Annotated in this window: 20 protein-coding genes and 2 pseudogenes; 3 read left to right on the forward strand and 19 right to left on the reverse strand. The window is 41.5% G+C overall.

The window, feature by feature from the left end; translation table 11 throughout:
* Positions 1–101: 101 nt before the first annotated feature.
* From AWT60_RS18810 to AWT60_RS18745, 5 genes and pseudogenes are all read right to left on the reverse strand, one after another.
* Positions 102–2,078 (reverse strand): methyl-accepting chemotaxis protein, encoded by a 1,977-nt coding sequence (locus AWT60_RS18810; protein ID WP_075621916.1) that lies wholly within the window; start codon positions 2,076–2,078, stop codon positions 102–104.
* A gap of 173 nt (positions 2,079–2,251) precedes the next feature.
* Positions 2,252–3,202 (reverse strand): methyl-accepting chemotaxis protein, encoded by a 951-nt coding sequence (locus tag AWT60_RS18730; protein ID WP_373272900.1) that lies wholly within the window; start codon positions 3,200–3,202, stop codon positions 2,252–2,254.
* Positions 3,197–4,243 (reverse strand): annotated as a pseudogene (locus AWT60_RS18735) (HAMP domain-containing protein); the annotation flags it as partial. The pseudogene AWT60_RS18735 and the gene AWT60_RS18730, both read right to left, overlap by 6 nt.
* 125 nt (positions 4,244–4,368) lie before the next feature.
* The gene (locus AWT60_RS18740; RefSeq protein WP_373272901.1) at positions 4,369–5,319 is read right to left on the reverse strand and encodes a methyl-accepting chemotaxis protein; all 951 of its coding nucleotides are present in this window, start codon (positions 5,317–5,319) and stop codon (positions 4,369–4,371) included.
* Positions 5,311–6,360, reverse strand: a pseudogene (locus AWT60_RS18745) (cache domain-containing protein); the annotation flags it as partial. The pseudogene AWT60_RS18745 and the gene AWT60_RS18740, both read right to left, overlap by 9 nt.
* A 156-nt stretch (positions 6,361–6,516) precedes the next feature.
* Between AWT60_RS18745 and AWT60_RS05435 the strand changes: the two are divergent.
* Positions 6,517–7,257, forward strand: coding sequence for a protein-glutamine gamma-glutamyltransferase (locus AWT60_RS05435; RefSeq protein WP_041115839.1), 741 nt, complete (start codon positions 6,517–6,519; stop codon positions 7,255–7,257).
* Positions 7,258–7,278: 21 nt separating this feature from the next.
* Here the strand turns inward: AWT60_RS05435 and AWT60_RS05440 are convergent, their stop codons facing one another.
* From AWT60_RS05440 to AWT60_RS05465, 6 genes are all read right to left on the reverse strand, one after another.
* Positions 7,279–7,527, reverse strand: coding sequence for a hypothetical protein (locus tag AWT60_RS05440; protein WP_041107608.1), 249 nt, complete (start codon positions 7,525–7,527; stop codon positions 7,279–7,281).
* Between the two features lie 24 nt (positions 7,528–7,551).
* Positions 7,552–8,583 (reverse strand): nitronate monooxygenase, encoded by a 1,032-nt coding sequence (locus AWT60_RS05445; RefSeq protein ID WP_218677005.1) that lies wholly within the window; start codon positions 8,581–8,583, stop codon positions 7,552–7,554.
* A 16-nt stretch (positions 8,584–8,599) separates the two neighbouring features.
* A complete protein-coding gene (locus tag AWT60_RS05450) occupies positions 8,600–9,001 on the reverse strand; it encodes a secondary thiamine-phosphate synthase enzyme YjbQ (RefSeq protein ID WP_039181060.1) in 402 nt (133 codons plus the stop codon).
* A gap of 113 nt (positions 9,002–9,114) precedes the next feature.
* Positions 9,115–10,407 (reverse strand): hemolysin family protein, encoded by a 1,293-nt coding sequence (locus AWT60_RS05455; RefSeq protein ID WP_024423287.1) that lies wholly within the window; start codon positions 10,405–10,407, stop codon positions 9,115–9,117.
* 48 nt (positions 10,408–10,455) lie between these two features.
* Positions 10,456–11,130: a zinc metallopeptidase gene (locus AWT60_RS05460; protein WP_024423288.1), complete on the reverse strand. Its 675-nt coding sequence runs from the start codon at positions 11,128–11,130 to the stop codon at positions 10,456–10,458.
* 81 nt (positions 11,131–11,211) lie between these two features.
* On the reverse strand, positions 11,212–11,436 hold the full coding sequence (locus AWT60_RS05465; protein WP_041107610.1) for a YuzI family membrane protein: 225 nt from the start codon (positions 11,434–11,436) through the stop codon (positions 11,212–11,214).
* A 126-nt stretch (positions 11,437–11,562) separates the two neighbouring features.
* On the opposite strand from AWT60_RS05465, the gene AWT60_RS05470 reads away from it, so the two are divergent.
* Positions 11,563–12,549 (forward strand): potassium channel family protein, encoded by a 987-nt coding sequence (locus AWT60_RS05470; RefSeq protein WP_041107611.1) that lies wholly within the window; start codon positions 11,563–11,565, stop codon positions 12,547–12,549.
* Here the strand turns inward: AWT60_RS05470 and AWT60_RS05475 are convergent.
* The 5 genes from AWT60_RS05475 to AWT60_RS05495 all read right to left on the reverse strand — a co-directional run bounded on the left by AWT60_RS05475 (position 12,546) and on the right by AWT60_RS05495 (position 17,246).
* On the reverse strand, positions 12,546–12,947 hold the full coding sequence (locus AWT60_RS05475) for a YugN-like family protein (protein WP_024423291.1): 402 nt from the start codon (positions 12,945–12,947) through the stop codon (positions 12,546–12,548). The two genes, AWT60_RS05470 and AWT60_RS05475, sit on opposite strands and share 4 nt — an antisense overlap.
* 44 nt (positions 12,948–12,991) lie before the next feature.
* The gene (locus tag AWT60_RS05480; RefSeq protein ID WP_226015519.1) at positions 12,992–13,195 is read right to left on the reverse strand and encodes a spore germination protein; all 204 of its coding nucleotides are present in this window, start codon (positions 13,193–13,195) and stop codon (positions 12,992–12,994) included.
* Between the two features lie 111 nt (positions 13,196–13,306).
* Positions 13,307–14,662, reverse strand: coding sequence for a glucose-6-phosphate isomerase (locus AWT60_RS05485; RefSeq protein WP_041107612.1), 1,356 nt, complete (start codon positions 14,660–14,662; stop codon positions 13,307–13,309).
* Positions 14,663–14,788: 126 nt separating this feature from the next.
* Positions 14,789–15,961: an iron-containing alcohol dehydrogenase gene (locus AWT60_RS05490; protein ID WP_041107613.1), complete on the reverse strand. Its 1,173-nt coding sequence runs from the start codon at positions 15,959–15,961 to the stop codon at positions 14,789–14,791.
* Between the two features lie 121 nt (positions 15,962–16,082).
* A complete protein-coding gene (locus tag AWT60_RS05495) occupies positions 16,083–17,246 on the reverse strand; it encodes an iron-containing alcohol dehydrogenase (protein ID WP_041107614.1) in 1,164 nt (387 codons plus the stop codon).
* 144 nt (positions 17,247–17,390) lie between these two features.
* Between AWT60_RS05495 and AWT60_RS05500 the strand changes: the two genes are divergently transcribed.
* Positions 17,391–17,627, forward strand: coding sequence for a DUF378 domain-containing protein (locus AWT60_RS05500; protein WP_003212952.1), 237 nt, complete (start codon positions 17,391–17,393; stop codon positions 17,625–17,627).
* A gap of 243 nt (positions 17,628–17,870) precedes the next feature.
* Here AWT60_RS05500 and yugI read toward each other — a convergent pair whose 3' ends face one another.
* The 3 genes from yugI to AWT60_RS05515 form a co-directional block, all read right to left on the reverse strand.
* Positions 17,871–18,263 (reverse strand): S1 domain-containing post-transcriptional regulator GSP13, encoded by a 393-nt coding sequence (gene yugI / locus AWT60_RS05505; RefSeq protein WP_007500519.1) that lies wholly within the window; start codon positions 18,261–18,263, stop codon positions 17,871–17,873.
* A 198-nt stretch (positions 18,264–18,461) separates the two neighbouring features.
* A complete protein-coding gene (locus AWT60_RS05510; protein WP_041107615.1) occupies positions 18,462–19,655 on the reverse strand; it encodes an aminotransferase in 1,194 nt (397 codons plus the stop codon).
* Positions 19,656–20,156: an Lrp/AsnC family transcriptional regulator gene (locus tag AWT60_RS05515; RefSeq protein WP_003213765.1), complete on the reverse strand. Its 501-nt coding sequence runs from the start codon at positions 20,154–20,156 to the stop codon at positions 19,656–19,658. It lies immediately after the preceding gene.
* Between the last annotated feature and the right edge of the window lie 76 nt (positions 20,157–20,232).

The following is a 20,232-nucleotide window of genomic DNA, read 5'->3' on the forward strand; positions in this document are numbered from 1 at the left end:
TGACATTCGTGAGTACCGGCGCAGAGACCTGCGGGCGAATGCGCGGGTTTGTCTACACGCTGAAACACCTGACGTTTGCCGTCAGGTGTTTCGCTACTCTCTTACATTTTAAATTGTTTAATAAGTTCCCTTAGTTCTTCTGCCATCTGAGATAAAGTGGCAGAGGATGAGCTGATCTCTTCCATAGATGCCAGCTGCTCTTCTGCTGATGCCGCGATATCTTGGAAGCCTGCTGAGCTTTCTCTTGAGAGCTCTTTGATTTGATTCACCGCATGAGAAATATCATTTGAGCCATGCGATAGCTCTTTGGCTGATCCGTTCATTTGTTTCATTTGTTCTGTTATTTCTGATGTTTTATCAGTGATTTTCTCAAAACTCACTTTCGTTTCATCTGTAATGTTTAATCCAGATTGTACTTCACCTGCTACTTGTTTAAACATTTTCTGCGATTTTTCTATTTCCTCCACAATTTCGTTCGTCAGGCTTTCAATTTCTTTTGAAGAGCTTCCTGACTGCTCTGCCAGCTTGCGGACTTCTTCTGCGACAACAGAGAAGCCTCTGCCTGCTTCACCTGCTCGTGCGGCTTCGATCGCAGCGTTTAAAGCAAGGAGATTCGTTTGATCCGCAATACCGTTGATGACCCCAAGAATGTTTGTAATATCCTTTGATTTCTGCTCTAAGCCTGCAATGACAAGCTCTGCTTCTTTTACTGCCTGCTCTATGGTTTGCATTTGACCTGCTGTTTTTTGAACGAGTTCTCCTCCAGCCTGAGCGGTTTTGCTCGATTCGATCGACGATTCCATCATATGAGAGGTTGTGTCGACCATATGCGATAAGCTCCGATCCATTTCGTTTAACTGGACTGAGCTTTTTTCGATCATATCATTTTGATGTTCAGTGCTGTTTGAGAACTGTTCAATAGATGATGTGATATGCTCGGTCGCTTGAGCTGTCTGTCCTGCACTAGCCGTTAACTCTTCAGACGAAGCAGCCACATTTTCAATGGAATTTTGGACAGCTTGAATGACTTGTTTCAGCTTTGCTGACATGTCGTTAAAGCTCTGCGCTAGCTTACCAATTTCATCGTGCGTACGAACTTCAATATGCTGGGTCAAATCACCTTGACTGATTTTTTCAGCCGATTCAGAGAGCTCTATCAGTGGCTTTCGAATCGATTTAATAATAAAATAAATCGCGATTCCGCCAATGGCAATCGCAGCCGCAAGGATGATCATTGTTAAATCGAGCACTGGCTGTGCGGCTTCTTTTACTTCATTCACATACATCGTTCCAGCAAGCTTCCAGCCGGTTGCTTCATTTGTGGCAAAAAACATTTGCTTCGGCTGGCCATTGTATTCATATTCAAAGCTGCCTTCTTTTTTATCATATAGTTTTGAGATGAAGTCACCAGTCAGCTTTGTCCCCGCCTTATCGGTTTTATGGGCCACATAACGCTGATCTGATGTGGCGATAAACGCATAGCCTTCTTGGCCAATTTTGATGCTGTTTGTATCTTTTACAACCGTATTTAAGCGTACATTCACCCCAATCACACCAGATCCATCTGCTAACTGTTCTGATATTGTGATGAGCAGGTCATCTGATGACTTGTCAGCAAAAGGATTTGAAATGATGAGTTTCTTCTCTCCCATCGATTGCTGAAACCATGGTTCATTTTTTGCGCTCTTTGCATTACCTTTGTGAATCTTGGAATATTCAGTTAGTTTACCATTTTGATCTGCAACAAATACTTCTACTACATCATCATCTGTTTCCGATAATTGCTCTAATTTCTCTTTGAGTAAATCTTTGTTTTTAGCAGTCAATTCTTCCTTTTTGACCGATTTGGATAAATATGAAACAATGTCAATTTTAGGCTGTATATCTTTATTAATGAGTTCGTTTAATTGTTGAACACCATTTGCAGCACTAGACATAATCTCATCATTAAGAGACTTTGAGGCCACTTCATAAGAAAATGCAGCCAATACGAGAATTGGCACTAGGAGAATCGTTAAGAATGCAGTAATTAATTTCTTCGACATCGTAAAGTGCTTAAAAAAGTTGATTTTTTTCATGACTCTACTCCTTTTGATTTATGATTTGTGGTCTTTCTCTTCTATTCTTAGGTAATATGAATTATTTTTCAAGAAATAATGTTCGAAAAACCTAAAAAATAAGTATAATTACCCATTTCTTTTGATTTACTCAATGAAAAAGAGCCTCTAGCTGGAGGCTCTTTTCTTCCTATCTATTCAACCTTAAATTTGCTAATTAAATCGCGTAATTCTTCTGCCATCGAAGAGAGTGTGGCAGAGGACGAGCTGATTTCTTCCATTGATGCCAGCTGTTCTTCTGCTGAAGCAGCAATGTCTTGAATATTTGCCGAGCTTTCACGTGATACATCTGCAATCTCACGTACAGCCTCTGACACATGTGCAGAGCCTTTTGAAAGCTGGACAACGGTTTGATTCATTGTTTGAAGCTGGTCAGAAATTTCTTTTGTCATTTCGAAAATATTGTGGAAGCTTACTTTCGTTTGTTCAGTGAAGCTTAGGCCTGATTGAACTTCTCGATTCACCGCAGTGAATACTTCCTGTGATACGTCGATGTCTTGCACGATTTCTTTAATCAAATTCTCAATTTCTTTTGCCGAGTTGGCAGATTGAACCGCCAGTTTTCTTACTTCTTCTGCTACAACGGAGAAGCCTCTGCCAGATTCACCGGCTCTTGCTGCCTCAATCGCTGCATTTAGTGCAAGTAAATTCGTTTGATCGGCAATTCCATTGATGACACCGAGAATTTGGGTAATGTCTTTAGATTTACTTTCAAGCGCACTGATGACATTCTCTGCTTTTTTCACGGATTGATCAATGACATTCATTTGAGAAGCGGTTTTTTCAACAAGCTGTCCGCCTTCTCCTGCGATATCTGTTGATTTGATCGATGAAGCAGTAATAGATTCAGCTGATTCATTCATATTCTGAAGACCACGGTTCATTTCCTCTAACTCGACTGAGCTCAATTCGACTTTATCATTTTGGCTTTCATTTCCGCTGGAGAATTGTTCAATGGCTAGTGTAATATGCTCTGTTGCTTTACTTGTCTGTCCTGCGCTGGCAGTCAGTTCTTCTGATGAAGATGCGACATTCTCGACTGAAGTTTGAACGGCTCCAATGAGAGATCGCAATGAGTCAATCATCGTATTAAAGCCTTTACCAACTTGTCCAATTTCGTCATCTGACTGGACCTGAAGCTTATCGCGTAAATCACCTTCGCTGACTTTTTTCGAGAAGCGGGCAAGGTTGGATAATCTTTTTGAAATAGAGCGGACGATAAAGAAAATGAGGGTTCCTGCTACAATGAGTGTGACACTGAATACGATAATGGCTGTATTGAAAACGGGCTTTGCCGCTTCTTCTACTTCAGATACGAGCATCGTTCCACCAATTTTCCAGCCGGTTAATTCATTGGTGACATATGCAACCTTTTTATCTGTTCCTTTGAGGGTATAGCTGCCGCTTCCTTCTTTGTTTTTAAAAATAATGCTGGCCAGATTTTCATTGACTTGACTTCCTGGCTTTTGGGTTGGATCTGCTAAAACGGTTTTATCTTTCTCCATGATGAAAGCATAGCCTTTTTGCCCAATTTTGATTTCTTTTAGTTTTTGGAGCAGGCTGTCAATTTCCATATCAAGACCAATGACACCTGAACCATCTTTCATTTTTTGGGCAATTGTGATAACCATTTTGCCTGTGGATGCTGCTACATATGGTTTTGTGATGACTTGTTTTCCGTTTTCTGCTTTCAATGCCTCTTGATACCATGGACGTTCTCTTGGATCGTAGCCATCTGGCATCTTTTGAACTGGATATTGCATAAACAATCCTTTTTCAGAGCCTGCATAGATTGCGGATACATCTTTTTCATTAATTTTTCCAAATTGCTGTAATTCTTTAATGGTCGCATTTCTATTTTTTTCTTGAAGATTAGACGCTTTGAGCGAGTCTGAAAACAGTGTCACGGCATCTGATTTGTTGCCAATATTCTCATTGATTAAGGTATCAAATGCATTGACCTGACTCATCGCACTGCCCATAATCTGTTTGTCTAGCTCTGTCTTTGATGTAAAAAACGCACTAATTGTCAGTGCCACAGTTGGCAGAATAAGGACGACCAAAAAGGCAATGATTAATTTCTTTGAAATGGATGGTTTTTTGAACCATTGGATCATTTTTCCCATTTTAACTTTCCCCCTTTACTTCTCTAAAGTTATTATCGGATGAAAGGTTTATTTTTAGAGGCTGGAAGGGAGGTTTAAAAATAAAAAAAATATCCAGACAATTCTGGATATCTTTTCATCATCATTTAATTAATTTTAAATTGACTTGTGAGCTCTTTTAGTTCCTCTGCCATGTTGGCAAGTGTCACAGAAGAAGATGTGATTTCTTCCATAGATGCTAGCTGCTCTTCTGCAGAAGCCGCAATGTCCTGAATGTTTGCTGCGCTTTCTCTAGAGACTTGGCGCATCTCCTGCATCGCTTGTGAAACAAGCTTTGAACCGCTCGATAGGTCTATGGCTGTATCGTTTAATTGCGACAGTTTTTTCGACATTCCTTCTGCCGCCTTATAAATGTGCTGGAAGCTTTCTTTTGCTTCTTCTGTCATACCGAGTCCTGCGTTTACTTCTCGATTGACTGCTTTGAACATATCTTGAGATTTAGCAATTTCTAGCACAATTTCTTGGATGAGTTTCTCAATTTCTTTCGCTGAATCTGCAGATTGGACAGCTAGTTTTCTCACTTCTTCTGCAACGACGGAGAAGCCGCGTCCTGATTCACCTGCTCTTGCTGCTTCAATTGCTGCATTAAGCGCAAGTAAATTCGTTTGATCCGCGATGCCGTTAATGACATTTAAAATACTCGTAATATCTTTAGACTTGTATTCTAATTCTTTCATGACCTGCTCTGCTTCTTGTACAGATGTATCAATATGTTTCATTTGGCTCGCTGTGCTTTCAACAATTCGGCCGCCTTGACCAGCAGCTTCTGTTGATTGAAGAGAGACAGCAGCCACTTCAGATGAGGTTTGTGACATATCTTGTAATCCTTCGTTCATTGCCACAAGCTGATTCGTACTAGATTCGACTTTCTCGTTTTGTGCTTCATTTCCATTTGAAAATTGTTCAATCGACATCGTGATATGCTCTGTTGCTTGACTCGTTTGGCTGGCACTTGCCGTCAGCTCCTCTGAAGCCGAAGCCACGTTGTCGACAGATTGCTGTACAGCGCGAATGACGTCACGAAGAGATTCACTCATCTTGCTGAAGCTTCTTGTGAGATCTCCTATTTCATCCTTCGATTTGGTTTCCAGGGTTTCTGTTAAATCCCCTTCACTCACCTTTTCTGAGAAATCAACAAGCCTTCTCAGTCCAATGGTAATCGAGCGAACAATGAAGAAGATAGCGACACCGCCAAGGATAAATGAAGAAATTAAAAGAATAATGGCAGAATTCCAAACTGGCTGTGCTGCTTCTTCTGTTTCTGATACAAACATCGTTCCAGCAATTTTCCAACCTGTTAAATCATTTGTGACAAAAACGATACGTTTTTGTTCTCCTTTATTCTCATAAGTTGATGTTCCTTCTTTTCCGCTGTAAAGGATTGATGAAATATTTCCTGTGACTTCAGATCCTGATTTTTCTTCTGGATGGGCTACAATTTGTTTGCTTTTATTTGCAATAATTGGATATCCTTCTCGTCCAATTTTAATTTCTTTGATTTTATCAACAATGTCTTGCACATCAATGTCAATTCCGATCGCTCCCGACCCGTCCTTCAGTCGCTGGGCAATCGTGACCACCATGCCGTTTGTTGTAGCAGAAATGTATGGATTGGTGACAACTGGCTCGCCTTTTTCATCCTGCATCGCTTGCTGATACCAATCGCGTGTTGTTGGGTCATAGCCTTTTGGCATGTCTACTTTAGGAAACTGAATGAAATCACGATTTTTACTCGCTGCATAAAATCCAACTACATCATCTTCGTTGATTTTGCTGTATATTTCAAAATGCTCATACAGTTCGTCCTGGTTTTTCTTTTTAAAGTCTGCAGCAGTTGTTGTTTGAGTAAAAAGTTTCACCGCGTTTTCTTTATTCAAAAGCTTTTGCTCGATCATGTCATTCATATCATTAACTCTTGCTTTTGCTCCGTACATGATTTCATGATCTAATTCTTCTTTGGCAATCTGATATGAAATCGTACTAAGTGTAATGATTGGCAAGACGAGAACAAGTGTGAATGAAATAATCAGTCTTTTGGAAATCGATGGTTTTTTCAACCATTTTATTGCACTTTTCATGTTTTTCCTCCTTTTAAACGATATGTTTTATATCGGACATCTTCATAGTATTTTCATGTTTTTCAAATAAAAAGGATGCTAATTTGTTTATTTTCACAAATTGATTCCTTGCCCAAGCACCCTGCATACGCTAATACAAAAGGGGGCGCTTTTCATATGATTATCCTTTCAGGACAGCCAGTGACAAATGAGCAGCTGGCATCGTTTCAGCTAGAGGGACAAAAGCGGATCATTTTGATGCAGTTACAGGCTTCGAATGATACGTTCCGCTATAGGCAAGCATCTGATTTGTTATTTGAGGTCACTTTAAGATCGAACATTATGAATGCTGCAAGAGATTTGAATAAAAGCGGTGCCTCATTTGCCATCTTTCAAAGGTCGCGTGCAAATGATGCGTTTTGGCGAGTATCGGAAGCAGGAGCACTAGAGCTGCGCTATCAAGTGGAGCCATCTAGAGGCATTCAAGACATTTTTGAAAATGGTTCAAAATATGCTTTTGAATGTGCAACGGCAATTGTCATTGTGTTTTATATGGGGGTCTTGCAAACAGTAGGAGAGGAGAAGTTTAATCGAAGACTTCGCAGTTTAACACTGTATGATTGGCACTATGATACTTTGTCGATTTATACAGAGCGCGGGAATGATTTTATCTATGGGGATTGTCTATATTTCGAAAATCCAGAGTTTAGCTATCAGCAGTCGCAATGGCGCGGAGAAAATGTGATTTACTTAGGAGAAGATCAATATTACGGTCATGGGCTTGGAATTTTAACAGCGGCAGAAATTATCGACAAACTAAATAAGAGAAGACGGCCAGGTGCGGTTCAATCCGCTTATTTATTACCGCAGACTACCCGGATGGATGTCATTTATCTCAGGCAAATGTTTGGCAGCTAAAAAAAGCCTCTTGTCTCTTGGTTATGACAAGGGGCTTTTGTATGCCTTGCGTTTACGATAATTTTGGAGTGTGCCAAGCATCGTGTTCGCAAGGACCTCCATTTCTTCTAAATCTTTTCTTGTAACCGGCGAGTCGTGCCGGTTCCATTTCACGTATCGAACAAAATAGTAATGACGAATGGGCGTAAGGACAGCAGGAGAATGAGGGAAATCATCAAACCAAAATTCAATCTGGCCTTTTTTTCGGTAGGAATGTTTTAAGATGTCCATCCTGTCACACCACCCATCTTGATTTTATGTCTGCGTCAGTTCGTGCATGATGTCTTCAACGCTTAAAATCGAGTGAATACGTCCAACCCCCTGTCCTGCCCACAGAGCCATTTGATCAGGGTTACCGCCAGCAGCAGCTGCTTTTCGCATCGGTGTTGTGCATACATGCTGAACCGGATAAGGAAGAACCCGATCTTCATGCAGGCTTTCATCCTCCATCCACTGATTCACAATACCTCTCGCTCTTTTCCCAGAAAAAAGTCTGGTCACCTTTGTTTCACTGCCTTCTGCCTGTAAAATAGCCTTCTTATATACTTCTGCCGCAGCACTTTCCTTGCTGGCTAAAAACCGTGTACCGATTTGAACCGCATCTGCTCCAAGCGCTAGCGCTGCTTTGACTCCTGATCGGTCCGTGATGCCTCCGGCGGCAATCAAAGGCACGCGGCAGACCGGTTTGACATCTGAGATCAGGCTGATGAGTCCCAGCAGAGCGTCTCCTTTTGCACGTAAAAATGTGCCGCGATGTCCCCCTGCTTCACTTCCTTGCAGAACAATGGCATCCATTCCTTTTTCCTCTAGAAGCAGTGCTTCCTCTTTTGTTGTGGCCGTTCCGATTAAAAAGATCCCCTTTTGTTTTAGGTGGTGAATCGTTTGTTCTTTTGGACAAGCAAATGTAAAGGAAACGATCGGAACGTCTTCTTCCAGAAGAATGTTGATTTTCTGTTCAAAATCATCCCACAATTCTTCTTCGCTTGGCATCCTATGAGCTTCGGGCCATACAGGCAGTCTCTTCTCCCAAAACGCCACATCCTCTTTTTTCACATCTGGAATTGGCTCTGGTACAAACACATTGACCTGAAACAGGTGAGTTGTCAGCTGTTTGACCTGTCTAATCTGCTGTTTCAAATCGTCAGGCTGCACATATCCACTTGCCAGGCTGCCAAGCCCTCCGTAATTTGAAACAGCGGCTGCCAGTTGCGGTGTCACAGCTCCTCCTGCCATTGGCGCTTGGATGATTCCATGTTCGATTTGCAGTAACTTTTTGATATCCCCCATTTATTTCCCCCATCTCTTACTCGTTTGACGACACTTGTACATAAAAATGACGATGCCTCGGCCCGTCAAACTCACAGAAATAGATTCCTTGCCACGTGCCAAGCACAAGATCTCCATCATGAATGAGAACATGCTGAGACGCCCCCATATAACTCGCTTTCATATGTGCTGCCGTATTTCCTTCCATATGGCGATCCTTTGGATGTTCCCACGGAAAAACTTCATCAAGCCGGCGAAGCATATCCCGTTTCACATCTGGATCCGCATTTTCATTAATGGTGATCCCGGCTGTCGTATGTGGACAATAGACGATGACAGTTCCGTTTTGTATGCCTGTTTCCCTGACATATTGGAGAACCTCATGTGTGACGTCGATCATGTCATCGCGTCTGTCTGTTTGTACATTGATTTTTTTCATATGAGCTGCTCCTTTTTCACGTTTCTATCAAAACCATACCCTTTTTATGTGAAACAAATCTTCTTATCTAAAGTTTACCAAGCAAAAAAACCTCGTCAAGCAATGCGAGGTTTTTAAGAAAAGTGAACCTTTTTGACTTCAATGGTTCGAATATGGTGGTCTTCAGCATCAATGATCGTAAATTCACAGCCTTCAGCTTCAATCGTATCTCCAATGTCAAAATCAAATTTATGCGTCATCATCCAGCCTGCAATTGTATCAACATCATCATTCTCAATGGCTAAATCCAATAAATCATTTACTTCATCAATCAATGCTTTCCCATCCATCACATAATGGAAATCACCTTTTTTAACGATGTGAGGTGTTTCATCCTGATCATATTCGTCTCGAATCTCTCCGACAATTTCCTCTAATATGTCCTCCACTGTGACAAGTCCCGCTGTACCTCCGTATTCGTCTACGAGCACTGACATATGAATCCGTTCCTTTTGCATCAAAATGAGCAATTCTTGAACAGGGGTGCTTTCAATCACTCGGATCACCGGACGCATTAAGTCTTCAATCGATACATCTTGATTTAGGAAGCTCGCCTTAAATACATCTTTGCTATTAATAACACCAATCACATGATCTTTGTCTTCTTTAATAACAGGGTAGCGTGTGTACCTTTCGTTCAGCATATAATGGGTCACGTCTTCTAAGGTCTGTTCAATCTCTATAGCTGAAATTTCTGTACGCGGAATCATGATCTCTCTTGCCACTCGGTTATCAAATTCAAAGATTTTATTCACATATTTGTACTCAGATTGGTTAATCTCACCCTTCTCATAGCTTTCAGATAGAATGAGACGCAATTCTTCCTCACTGATCGCCACTTCATGTTCTTTGACAGAATGATAACCAAATAATTTCACGATGCTTCGTGCAGCCCCATTTAATGCCTTAATAAACGGGTACATGACTTTATAGAAAAAGATGAGTGGTTTTGCTGTCACAAGGCTGACCGCCTCTGCCTTTTGAATGGCAATTGTTTTAGGCGCGAGTTCTCCCACAACGACATGTAAAAATGTAATGATCACAAACGCGATGATAAAAGAAAGGATGTCAGTCAATGCAGAATGAAGCCCGATTTTTTCAAACAGCGGATGCAGAAAATGCTCCACCGTCGGCTCACCCAGCCACCCTAGACCTAAAGCCGTGATGGTAATGCCAAGTTGGCAGGCGGATAAATATTCGTCGAGATTTGATATCAGCTTTTGAACATGGATGGCTCTCTTATCCCCGCTTTCGATCAGCTGGTTGATTTTAGAGCCTCTAATTTTCACAATCGCAAATTCAGTGACAACAAAAAATGCTGTCGCAGCAATGAGTAATATGACTAAAAATACGTTTAAAATATACAAAAAAACCCTTACCTAACACTGGTAAGGGCTCACCTCCTCTGGCATCAATTAATCATTACGGCCATTTAGGAAGATCATTACAAAACGGAGCAATTCAAACAGGGAGACAAGGGCCGCTGCTACGTATGTCAGAGCTGCAGCATTTAACACCTTGTTCACGCCTCTTTCTTCACTGCTTCTAATGATTCCTTCTGAAACAATGATATCTTTTGCACGAGAACTTGCATTAAACTCGACAGGCAATGTCACAAGCTGAAAGAATACAGCTGCTGAGAACAAAATAATCCCAAGCCCAATTAAGTTAAGGCTGCTGAGCAAAATTCCACCAAGGAAAAGAAGCGGAGCAACACCAGATGCAAAGTTCACGACAGGAAAGATCTTATGTCTCAAAACAAGCGCACCATAGGATTCCTGATGCTGCAAGGCATGTCCAACCTCGTGTGATGCGACTGAAATGGCCGAAATGGAGTGGCCGTAGTACACAGGTTCAGATAAACGAACCACACGCTGCGTCGGGTCGTAATGATCAGTCAAAGTTCCTCTTACCGGTTCAACGGGCACGTCATATAACCCGTTGCGATCTAAAATATATCGAGCGGTTTCAGCACCTGTTTTCATACTGGATGCTTCCACCTTTGAATACTTTTCAAAATTATTCTTCACTTTAAATTGTGCCCAAAATGATAAACCCAATGCGGCAAATGTTAAAAAATAAAAAAACAGCATGCTCATCAGCTTCCTTTTTATTTTATATATTTATTTACAATTTTAATGACTTTTATGTACCATGTACAGCAAAAAGCACTAGGTCTTTTTTAGGGGAATAACCGCACCAATGAAAAAGAAGAACACACCTAAGCAAGCTGTATAAAAGGTCCCTGTACCATAAAGGTCTTGAAAAAAGTGCAGCCATGAAAAATCATTCATAAAATGATTCACAGCATTTAAATCAAACACGAGTAAGATGACAGCTGATGATAAAAAGTGCGCGCCAATAAAAAGAAGTACGGTCTTTTGAACAAACGACATTCGAATTCCCTCCTTCTTCTCCCTTATTTTAAGATATGGGTTCTATTTCAATACATGACGAAGATGAAAAATTGTTTCCTCAATCGGGCATACTGACATTAGCAGTCTCCTGAAAGGAAGAGTCCGATGAAATCAAACCGTATCTTTATCGCTTGGCTAAGGTGGCCACTTTATCTTCGAATTGCCATTATCATCTGTTTCTTGCTTCTCTTTTTTGGACAATTAATCGTTTTACTTGAACCGAAGCAGTATCATACGATCTTTGATGGGATCTGGTGGGCACTCATTACAGTCTCTACGGTTGGCTACGGTGATTTTGTGCCGCAAACCATGCCAGGGCAGGTGGCAGGTATGGCGCTCATTTTTATCGGAGCCAGCTTTGTCACCGCTTATTTCGCCACACTTGCCGCCGCTGTGTTCAGCAAGCAGCACCATTATGTTGAGGGCAAGGTAGCCTTTAAGGGGAAAGGACACCTCATTATCGTCGGCTGGAATGAGAAAACGAACAAACTGCTTCAGTCGTTTCAAACGATTGATCCAGCCATGCCGATTGTGCTGATTGATGACTCCTTGAAAGAAGGGCCTCTTTTGGAAAATGTTCATTTTATTAAAGGACATGGGACTGAAGATGTCACACTGCGTAAAGCCAACATTACCGGTGCAGATGCAATCATGATTACCGCGGATCAGCATGAAAATGAAGTGACAGCCGATATGCAGAGTGTTTTAACCTTACTTGCAGCAAAAGGATTAAATCCTTCGCTATATTGTTTAATTGAAATCTTAACAGATCGTTACGTGAAAAATGCCGAACGTGCTGGTGCCAACCAAGTCATTCATACCTCTGATGCTGTCAATCATTTAATGGTTGAACATTTTCTAATAAAGGAACAGCTTACGGCATTAACAAAAAAACGACAAATGACCTTGCATAAAAACGTCACCATCATACCTGTACCAGCTTCATTAGCCGGAGAAACCTTCTTAACAGCGCTCCATCATTTTTTAGAGCATCATGTGATCATCGTCGGCGTACAAAAAAAAGAAGGACCCATGATGAATCCTCCCTTTGGCTATGAGCTTCATCCAGAGGATGAACTGATCAGCCTTTAAAGCAGTGCGTCTTCTAATTCCTTGACGAGCGAAAAGCCAATCTCAGCATAAGCCTTTGATACATCCCCATCTTTCTCTTTTGGCTCTTGGAATTGGTTAAAGGATGCGCCCACATTTCCAACCATCGCATGATCATCTAACTTGTCTTGATAGACATGCTTTAAGAGAAATGGATGTCCCATTTTCACCACAACACCTGGCTGATCGAGCTGGCCTTTCTCGGCTGTAAAAGGAACTCTGAGAAAGGTATAGCCATCACGGTTATCAATTTTATAATCAAAATACCCGTGATCATAATCCCAGTTCCCATTAATGACATAACCGAGCGGCTTCATCGTTTCTTCTAAATGGTAAAGTGAAAAGCTTTCACCAGGCAGCCTGGATGGTACATGAATCATACGAAACCCTCCTTTTTGTATTAGGGTTCGTTAAAGAGAGGAATTCATACATTTCCTCTCGCGATTTGGACATTGTTTGTAAACGCGGCATCAAATAAGCTTTGATTGGTTGATTGATTCGTCTCGTTATCACTGCCGGAACCTGCTGTTTCCTTCGTAGCACTCTTAGAACAAATGCGTCCGACATTACCAAAGTTCACGATCGCCTGGCCAGAAATATCATGAATATAAATATGATTCGTCCTCATTTTTCACCCTCCTCCATTCATTATTCTATGTACAGAACACAGGAAAGCTTGCACAGGAACCTGAAGAAAACAAAAAAGGCACACCTTTATGAAAAGGTGTGCTTTTTGTTCTTATGATTGTTTTAAACGGCTTTCAAGCTCTGCTTTTTTCTCTTCGAAGCCTGGTTTTCCTAGTAAAGCAAACATATTCACTTTATAAGCTTCTACTCCAGGCTGATCAAATGGATTGACGCCTAGTAAATATCCAGACATCGCACATGCTTTCTCAAAGAAGTACACGAGGTATCCGAATGTATAAGCATCCATCTCAGGAATTGTCACGATAAGGTTCGGTACTTTTCCATCTGTATGGGCAAGCATCGTTCCTTCAAATGCTTTTTTATTGACGAAATCAACCGTTTTTCCTGCTAGATAGTTCAAGCCATCAAGGTCTTGTTCTTCTGCTTCAATTACAAGCTCATGTCGAGGCTTGTCTACACTCACGATTGTTTCAAACAAGTCTCTTCTTCCTTCTTGAACATATTGGCCAAGTGAATGAAGATCTGTTGAGAAGTTAGCAGATGAAGGATAGATTCCTTTTTCATCTTTCCCTTCACTTTCACCGAATAATTGCTTCCACCATTCTGCGAAATATTGCAGGCCTGGCTCATAGTTAATCAGCATTTCAATTGTTCTGCCTTTATTGTAAAGGACATTGCGGACGACAGCATATTGGTAAGCTGCATTTTCAGAAAGCTCAGATGAAGCGAAGTCTTCGCTTGCTTTTGCCGCACCTTCCATCATCTGATCAATGTCTGCACCGCTCACAGCGATTGGCAAAAGACCGACTGCTGTTAATACAGAATAGCGTCCACCAACATCATCAGGGATGATAAATGATTCGTAGCCTTCTTCAGTTGCTAATGTTTTAAGTGCACCGCGTGCCTTGTCAGTTGTCGCATAAATACGTTTTTTCGCTTCTTCAGCACCGTATTTTTCAATAAGGAGCTTTTTAAAGATGCGGAACGCAATGGCTGGCTCTGTTGTTGTACCAGATTTTGAAATCACGTTAATGGAGAAATCTGCATCTTCCAATAGATCCATCACATCTGTTAAATAAGAAGAACTGATGTTGTTTCCAATAAAAATGATTTGCGGTGTCTTGCGCTTGCCTTTTGGCAAAGTGTTATAGAAAGAATGGTTCAAAAACTCAATCGCCGCACGTGCACCTAGATATGACCCGCCGATTCCGACAACGAGCAGGACGTCAGAGTCAGACTTAATTTTATCTGCACTTTTTTTAATGCGGGCAAATTCTTCACGGTCATATTGCTTCGGCAAGTCCACCCAGCCTAAATAGTCACTGCCTGCACCCGTTTGTTCATGAATATTATGATGGGCTACCTTCACAAAATCTTTTAAATATGTAAGCTCATGTTCTTGAAAGAAAGGTAACGCTTTCGAGTAGTCAAATTGAATATGTGTCATCGCTTGTAAGCCCTCCATTACGTTAGTTCTGTCCCTTTCACTTTAGCGGAACTAGCTATTGAAATCAAGTGATCGTCACTGGCATGGCAAAAAGCCGCTTCTCTGGATGAAAAGCGGCAATCTGGATTATAAAGAAGCTTTCAAAATCGCTAGAATATCATCACGGTTAAGTTTCATAAAGTTTCCAAAACCACCGTATTCCATTTCTTTTGCTGCAATGTCGGCAATTTTGTCCAGCTGATCCTCACCAATGTCATAATCAGCTAAACGGCTTGGTGCACCAAGGCTTGTCCAGAAAGCTGACAGTTTGTCGATTCCTTCTAATGCGATGTCACGATCTGATTTTCCTTCTGTTTCAATGTCAAACATGTTCAGCATAAGATTTTTAAAGCGTTCTACATTATGATCGAGCGTGTGGCGCATCCAGTTTGGGAAGAGGATAGCAAGCCCGCCTGCATGCGGAATGTCATAGACAGCTGATACAGCATGCTCAATCGTATGGGACGCCCAGTCGCCAAAGTAACCCATTTGCAGCGTGCCATTTAAAGCAATCGTTCCTGCATAGAGAATCGTTTCACGATGCTCATAGTTTTGTAAGTCTTCCAGCAGTTTTGGTGCTGTCTCGATAACTGTTTGAAGAACAGCAAAACACATCCGGTCCTGTAAAGGCGTGTTTTTCACATTATGGAAGTATTGCTCAAAAACGTGGCTCATCATATCGACCATGCCATACACCGTCTGGTTTTCTGGCACAGAGTACGTATGCTCAGGATCTAGAATTGAAAAAGCAGGGTGAGTGACAGAGCTGCCCCACACATATTTTTCATTCGTTTCCCAGTTTGTGATGACAGAGTCAGGGTTCATTTCTGAACCAGTTGCTGCAAGTGTCAGCACTGTGCCAAACGGCAATGCTTTTTGAGCGGTTGTTTTCTTTGAAATAATATCCCATACATCACCGTTATACTCTGCTCCGGCTGCAATCGCTTTTGTACAGTCGATCACACTTCCGCCGCCAACGGCTAATAAGAAATCAATGTTCTCCTTTTGGCAGATATCGATTCCCTTTTTCACTGTTGTGAGGCGCGGGTTTGGTTCAACGCCAGACAGCTCAAACACTTCAGCATCTGCTTCTTTTAACGCACTGATGACATTGTCATAAAGACCATTTTTCTTAATGCTGCCGCCGCCATATACAAGTAACACTCGTTTTCCATAACGAGCGAGTTCGCTTTTGAGTCCTTCTAGCTGTCCTTTTCCAAACATCAATTTTGTTGGATTATAATAAATAAAATTCTCCATCTGTTGAAACATCTCCTTACAACGAATATATCCAAAAACATGAAAGACTACTGTAACATATGTACACGATGAACTCAAAAAAAGATAACTGCCCGCAAGCAGCTATCCCTTTGTTGTTCAATTATAAAGAAGCGTTCAAAATGGCTAAAACATCTTCTTTGTTTAGCTTTTTAAATTGACCAAATTCACCTCGTGCCATTGCACGGTCTGCAATTAAATCAATTTTCTCATCGTTGATGTCATAATCCGCTAAACGGCTTGGTGCACCAAGACTTGTCCAGAAAGCTGACAGCTTGTCGATTCCTTCTAAGCCAACTTCTTCGTCTGTTTTGCCCGCAGGATCTACATCAAATACACGCACCGCTAATTGTTTAAAACGGCCTGGGTTTTCTTGAATCACATGTTTCATCCAGTTCGGGAACAAGATCGCAAGACCGCCTGCATGAGGAATATCATAGACAGCAGATACTGCATGCTCAATGTTATGAGATGCCCAATCACCACGTGCCCCCATTGAAAGCATGCCATTAAGCGCAATAGTGCCAGTGAATAAAATCGTTTCACGCAGCTCGTAGTTCTCTAGATCGTTGATCAACTTCGGTGCCGTTTCAATGACAGTGCGAAGAAGTCCTTCACACATACGATCTTGATAAGGTGTATTTTCTGTGTGATGGAAATATTGTTCGAACACATGTGACATCATGTCAACCATTCCATAAATCGTATGGTTCTTAGGCACAGTGAATGTGTTGACTGGATCAAGAATAGAGAATTTCGGGAAAACTGCTGGACTTCCCCAGCCATACTTCTCATTTGTTTCCCAGTTTGTGATAACTGATCCAGAGTTCATTTCAGAGCCTGTTGCGGCAAGTGTTAACACCGTACCGAACGGAATAGCTTCCATTGGGACGTGTTTGCGTGTCACGATATCCCAAGCATCTCCATCGTACTTCGCACCAGCTGCGATTGCTTTCGTCGCATCAATGACACTGCCGCCGCCAACTGCCAAAATAAAATCAATGCCGTTCTCTTTGCAAAGCTCGACCCCTTTTCTTACTGTTGTTAAGCGCGGGTTAGGCTCTACACCAGCAAGTTCAGTGATTGCAGCTCCTGATTCTTTTAGGATGCTGACAACTTGGTCATAAAGGCCGTTTCGTTTAATACTGCCTCCACCATATACAAGTAATACGTTTTTTCCGTAGTGTTTGAGTTCATCTGAAAGGGCTGATACTTCTCCCTTTCCAAAAATTAATTTCGTTGGGTTCCAATAAGTAAATCGATCCATGTGATCTCCTCCTCGCGCTACATTATGCGCCTCATTCATTCCAAAAGTAAAGTAATTTGCTTTCATCCATTTTCTTACGCATAGTTTGGCTAAAAATCTGCAAAATATAAATGTATTGATGCTGTAGCGAAAGGAGGAATCACGATGAGTGCTATTCAGCGTATTGCCCTCGTGCTCACGATTATCGGTGCTATTAACTGGGGACTAATCGGCTTTTTTCAATTTGACTTAGTAGCAGCGATCTTTGGCGGACAAGGTTCTGCATTATCACGTATTATTTATGGTCTTGTTGGAATTGCAGGTCTTGTCAACCTTGGTCTGTTGTTCAAACCAAGCGAAGAAGCTGTTCGCCGTGACGAGCCAAACCCAGAAGTTCGTTAAATAAAAGGGCATAAAAAAGGCTGCCTACATGAGGCAGCCTCAGCGTGTAGACAAACCCTCGCATTCTTTGTCAGGTCTGCGCGCTGGTGCTCACGAATGCTAAATTCGTCCGCAAAAGTAGCCGCCCTTCCTAGACTTCAAAGGTTTTCTATCACGCCGAAAAAGAAGACAAAGGGCTAAAATAAAGATCATTTTAGCCCTTTGTCAACAATCTAAGGCACCGTTTGAAGCGGTGCTTTTTTATTATTTCTTGATAAGGTCTTTACGGTTTGATTGCTCAATCCACTCTTCAAGTTTATCTTTAAGCGTATTGAAACCTTGTGGTGCAGCAGCTTCTTCTTTCACTTGCTGTGGTCTTTGTTTCTTTGGTTTGCTTTCTTTTCTTTCAGGTGCATCTTGTGTCGCACGGATAGAAAGGCTGATTTTACCTGCATTTTCATCAACAGAAAGAACTTTTACTTGTACTTCGTCACCAATTGAAAGGTGCTCGTTGATGTCTTTTACAAAGCCATGTGTTACTTCAGAAATATGCACAAGTCCTTGAGTTTCTTCATCTAATGCAACAAACGCACCATACGCTTGTAATCCTGTTACTTTACCAGTGTAAACACTGCCTACTTCAAACTTTGTCGCCATGATAACAACTCCTAAATAAATGTTTTAATATTCGTTTATACGCAATTAAAAACTATATCACAGAACGGGCAGTTACGCAAAATATTTTTTAAATAGGTTTAGATGAGAACAAAAGGGGGAATACCTGAAAACAAGAATGCTTTCTAGTATTCCCCCCTAATTTGTGAGGCATGAGTCCATTTGGATTGATGCCTTTTTTTATTTTAAAATGGCTGATGCTTCTTCCTTCACTTGTCGAGCCTGCAAAAAGCGCTGAATTCTTGAAAGTGATTCCTGAAGATGATCAAGTGACGAAGCATATGAACAGCGGATATGGCCCTCACCGCTCGGTCCGAATACATTCCCAGGAACAACGGCCACTTTTTCGCTTAGGAGCAGCTCCTCAGCAAATTGTTCTGACGTCATGCCTGTGCTTTTAATCGATGGGAATGCGTAAAACGCTCCGTTTGGCTGGTGGCATGTGAGTCCTAGTTCATTTAAGGAGCCGACAAACAAATTACGGCGCCTTCTGTAGCTTTTCTTCATTTTCTCTACATCTTCAAGCCCATTTTTTAATGCTTCTTCTGCCGCATATTGTGCCATCGCCGGTGCGCACATCATAGAATATTGATGTATTTTCAGCATGGCATCCCGCAATACAGGTGGTGCTGCCACATATCCTAAACGCCAGCCCGTCATGGCAAAACCTTTAGAAAAGCCTGAAATCAAGATCGTTCTTTCCTTCATATCTTGAATGGCCGCGACGCTTGTAAAAGCTTCATCGTACGTCAGCTCTGCATAAATCTCATCCGTAATAATGAGCAGGTCATGCTCTTTCGCAAATTGAGCAATATCTTCAAGCTCTTCCTTTGAATAAACAGACCCAGTCGGATTTGATGGCGAGCAAAGCAAAATAGCTTTTGTCTTCGGCGTCAGCTTCGTGCGAAGATCCGCAGAATCTGCTTTGAAATCTTTTTCAGCGGATGTACTTAAATAGACAGGCACTCCGCCTGCAAGTGTCGTAAGTGCCCCGTATGCTACGAAACAAGGCTCTGGAATGATCACTTCATCCCCGCTGTTTAAAATCGCACGAAAGGCCAAATCAAGTGCCTGGCTTCCGCCAACTGTGATAATGAGTTCTTCTTCTGGACTGTAGTTAATGTGAAACCGCTTATATAAATAGTGGCTCAGTTCTTTTCGCAAAGAAATTAAACCTGCATTCGCCGTATAAGAGGTCAGCCCTTGTTCTAATGACATAATACTTGCCTCTCTGACATTCCAAGCTGTCACGAAATCTGGCTCGCCGACACCAAGGGAGATGACCCCTTCCATTGTGGCAGCCAAATCAAAGAATTTCCGAATACCTGACGGCTGAATGCTTTGTACCGTTTCAGATAAATAAGACTTTTTCATTTAAGGAGACACCACGATTCTTTTGTCATCGTCTCCTGTTTCAAACACTTTCCCATCATGTTTATATCTTTTTAAAATAAAGTGGGTAGTTGTTGAAACAACGGAATCAAGTGTCGATAATTTTTCAGATACGAAGCGGGCAATATCAGACATTGATCTTCCGCGAATCACAACGGAAAGATCATAAACACCTGACATGAGATAGACAGACTCCACTTCCTGAAACCGATAAATCCGTTCAGCAATTTCATCGAATCCGACGCCTCTTTTTGGTGTCACTTTAACATCAATCATTGCTGTAACGCCTTCATGACCATCCACTTTTCGCCAGTCAATCATGGTTGAATAATCAATAATGACTTTTTGATCTTCAAGTTTTTGAATGATGGCTTCGGCTTCTTCTGTTGTCACACCTGCCATTTTTGCAATTGTATTTAAATCGGCGCGGCTGTTTTCATCTAAAATCTCTAATATTTCAGTTTCTTTTTCTGTTAGTTTCATTTGATTTCACACCTCAGATTATAAAAGCTAGTTTTAAAAAATCTTCTGAACATTATAGCACGTTTTTCCCATTATG

The organism is Bacillus sp. F2HM (assembly GCF_019266135.1).
Taxonomy (GTDB): domain Bacteria; phylum Bacillota; class Bacilli; order Bacillales; family Bacillaceae; genus Bacillus; species Bacillus safensis.

Bases quoted from the DNA above. Each gene is read 5' to 3' on its own strand.
- AWT60_RS05485 (WP_041107612.1), bottom strand. From the start codon at position 14,662: ATGACACATATTCAATTTGACTACTCGAAAGCGTTACCTTTCTTTCAA.
- AWT60_RS05515 (WP_003213765.1), bottom strand. From the start codon at position 20,156: ATGAAACTAACAGAAAAAGAAACTGAAATATTAGAGATTTTAGATGAA.
- AWT60_RS18730 (WP_373272900.1), bottom strand. From the start codon at position 3,202: ATGATTGACTCATTGCGATCTCTCATTGGAGCCGTTCAAACTTCAGTC.
- AWT60_RS05465 (WP_041107610.1), bottom strand. From the start codon at position 11,436: ATGTCGTTTGTTCAAAAGACCGTACTTCTTTTTATTGGCGCGCACTTT.
- AWT60_RS05490 (WP_041107613.1), bottom strand. From the start codon at position 15,961: ATGGAGAATTTTATTTATTATAATCCAACAAAATTGATGTTTGGAAAA.
- AWT60_RS05445 (WP_218677005.1), bottom strand. From the start codon at position 8,583: ATGGGGGATATCAAAAAGTTACTGCAAATCGAACATGGAATCATCCAA.
- AWT60_RS05500 (WP_003212952.1), top strand. From the start codon at position 17,391: ATGAGTGCTATTCAGCGTATTGCCCTCGTGCTCACGATTATCGGTGCT.
- yugI (WP_007500519.1), bottom strand. From the start codon at position 18,263: ATGGCGACAAAGTTTGAAGTAGGCAGTGTTTACACTGGTAAAGTAACA.
- AWT60_RS05470 (WP_041107611.1), top strand. From the start codon at position 11,563: ATGAAATCAAACCGTATCTTTATCGCTTGGCTAAGGTGGCCACTTTAT.
- AWT60_RS05435 (WP_041115839.1), top strand. From the start codon at position 6,517: ATGATTATCCTTTCAGGACAGCCAGTGACAAATGAGCAGCTGGCATCG.
- AWT60_RS05450 (WP_039181060.1), bottom strand. From the start codon at position 9,001: ATGAAAAAAATCAATGTACAAACAGACAGACGCGATGACATGATCGAC.
- AWT60_RS05480 (WP_226015519.1), bottom strand. From the start codon at position 13,195: ATGAGGACGAATCATATTTATATTCATGATATTTCTGGCCAGGCGATC.
- AWT60_RS05475 (WP_024423291.1), bottom strand. From the start codon at position 12,947: ATGATTCATGTACCATCCAGGCTGCCTGGTGAAAGCTTTTCACTTTAC.
- AWT60_RS05495 (WP_041107614.1), bottom strand. From the start codon at position 17,246: ATGGATCGATTTACTTATTGGAACCCAACGAAATTAATTTTTGGAAAG.
- AWT60_RS05510 (WP_041107615.1), bottom strand. From the start codon at position 19,655: ATGAAAAAGTCTTATTTATCTGAAACGGTACAAAGCATTCAGCCGTCA.
- AWT60_RS05440 (WP_041107608.1), bottom strand. From the start codon at position 7,527: ATGGACATCTTAAAACATTCCTACCGAAAAAAAGGCCAGATTGAATTT.
- AWT60_RS18810 (WP_075621916.1), bottom strand. From the start codon at position 2,078: ATGAAAAAAATCAACTTTTTTAAGCACTTTACGATGTCGAAGAAATTA.
- AWT60_RS18740 (WP_373272901.1), bottom strand. From the start codon at position 5,319: ATGAGTGAATCTCTTCGTGACGTCATTCGCGCTGTACAGCAATCTGTC.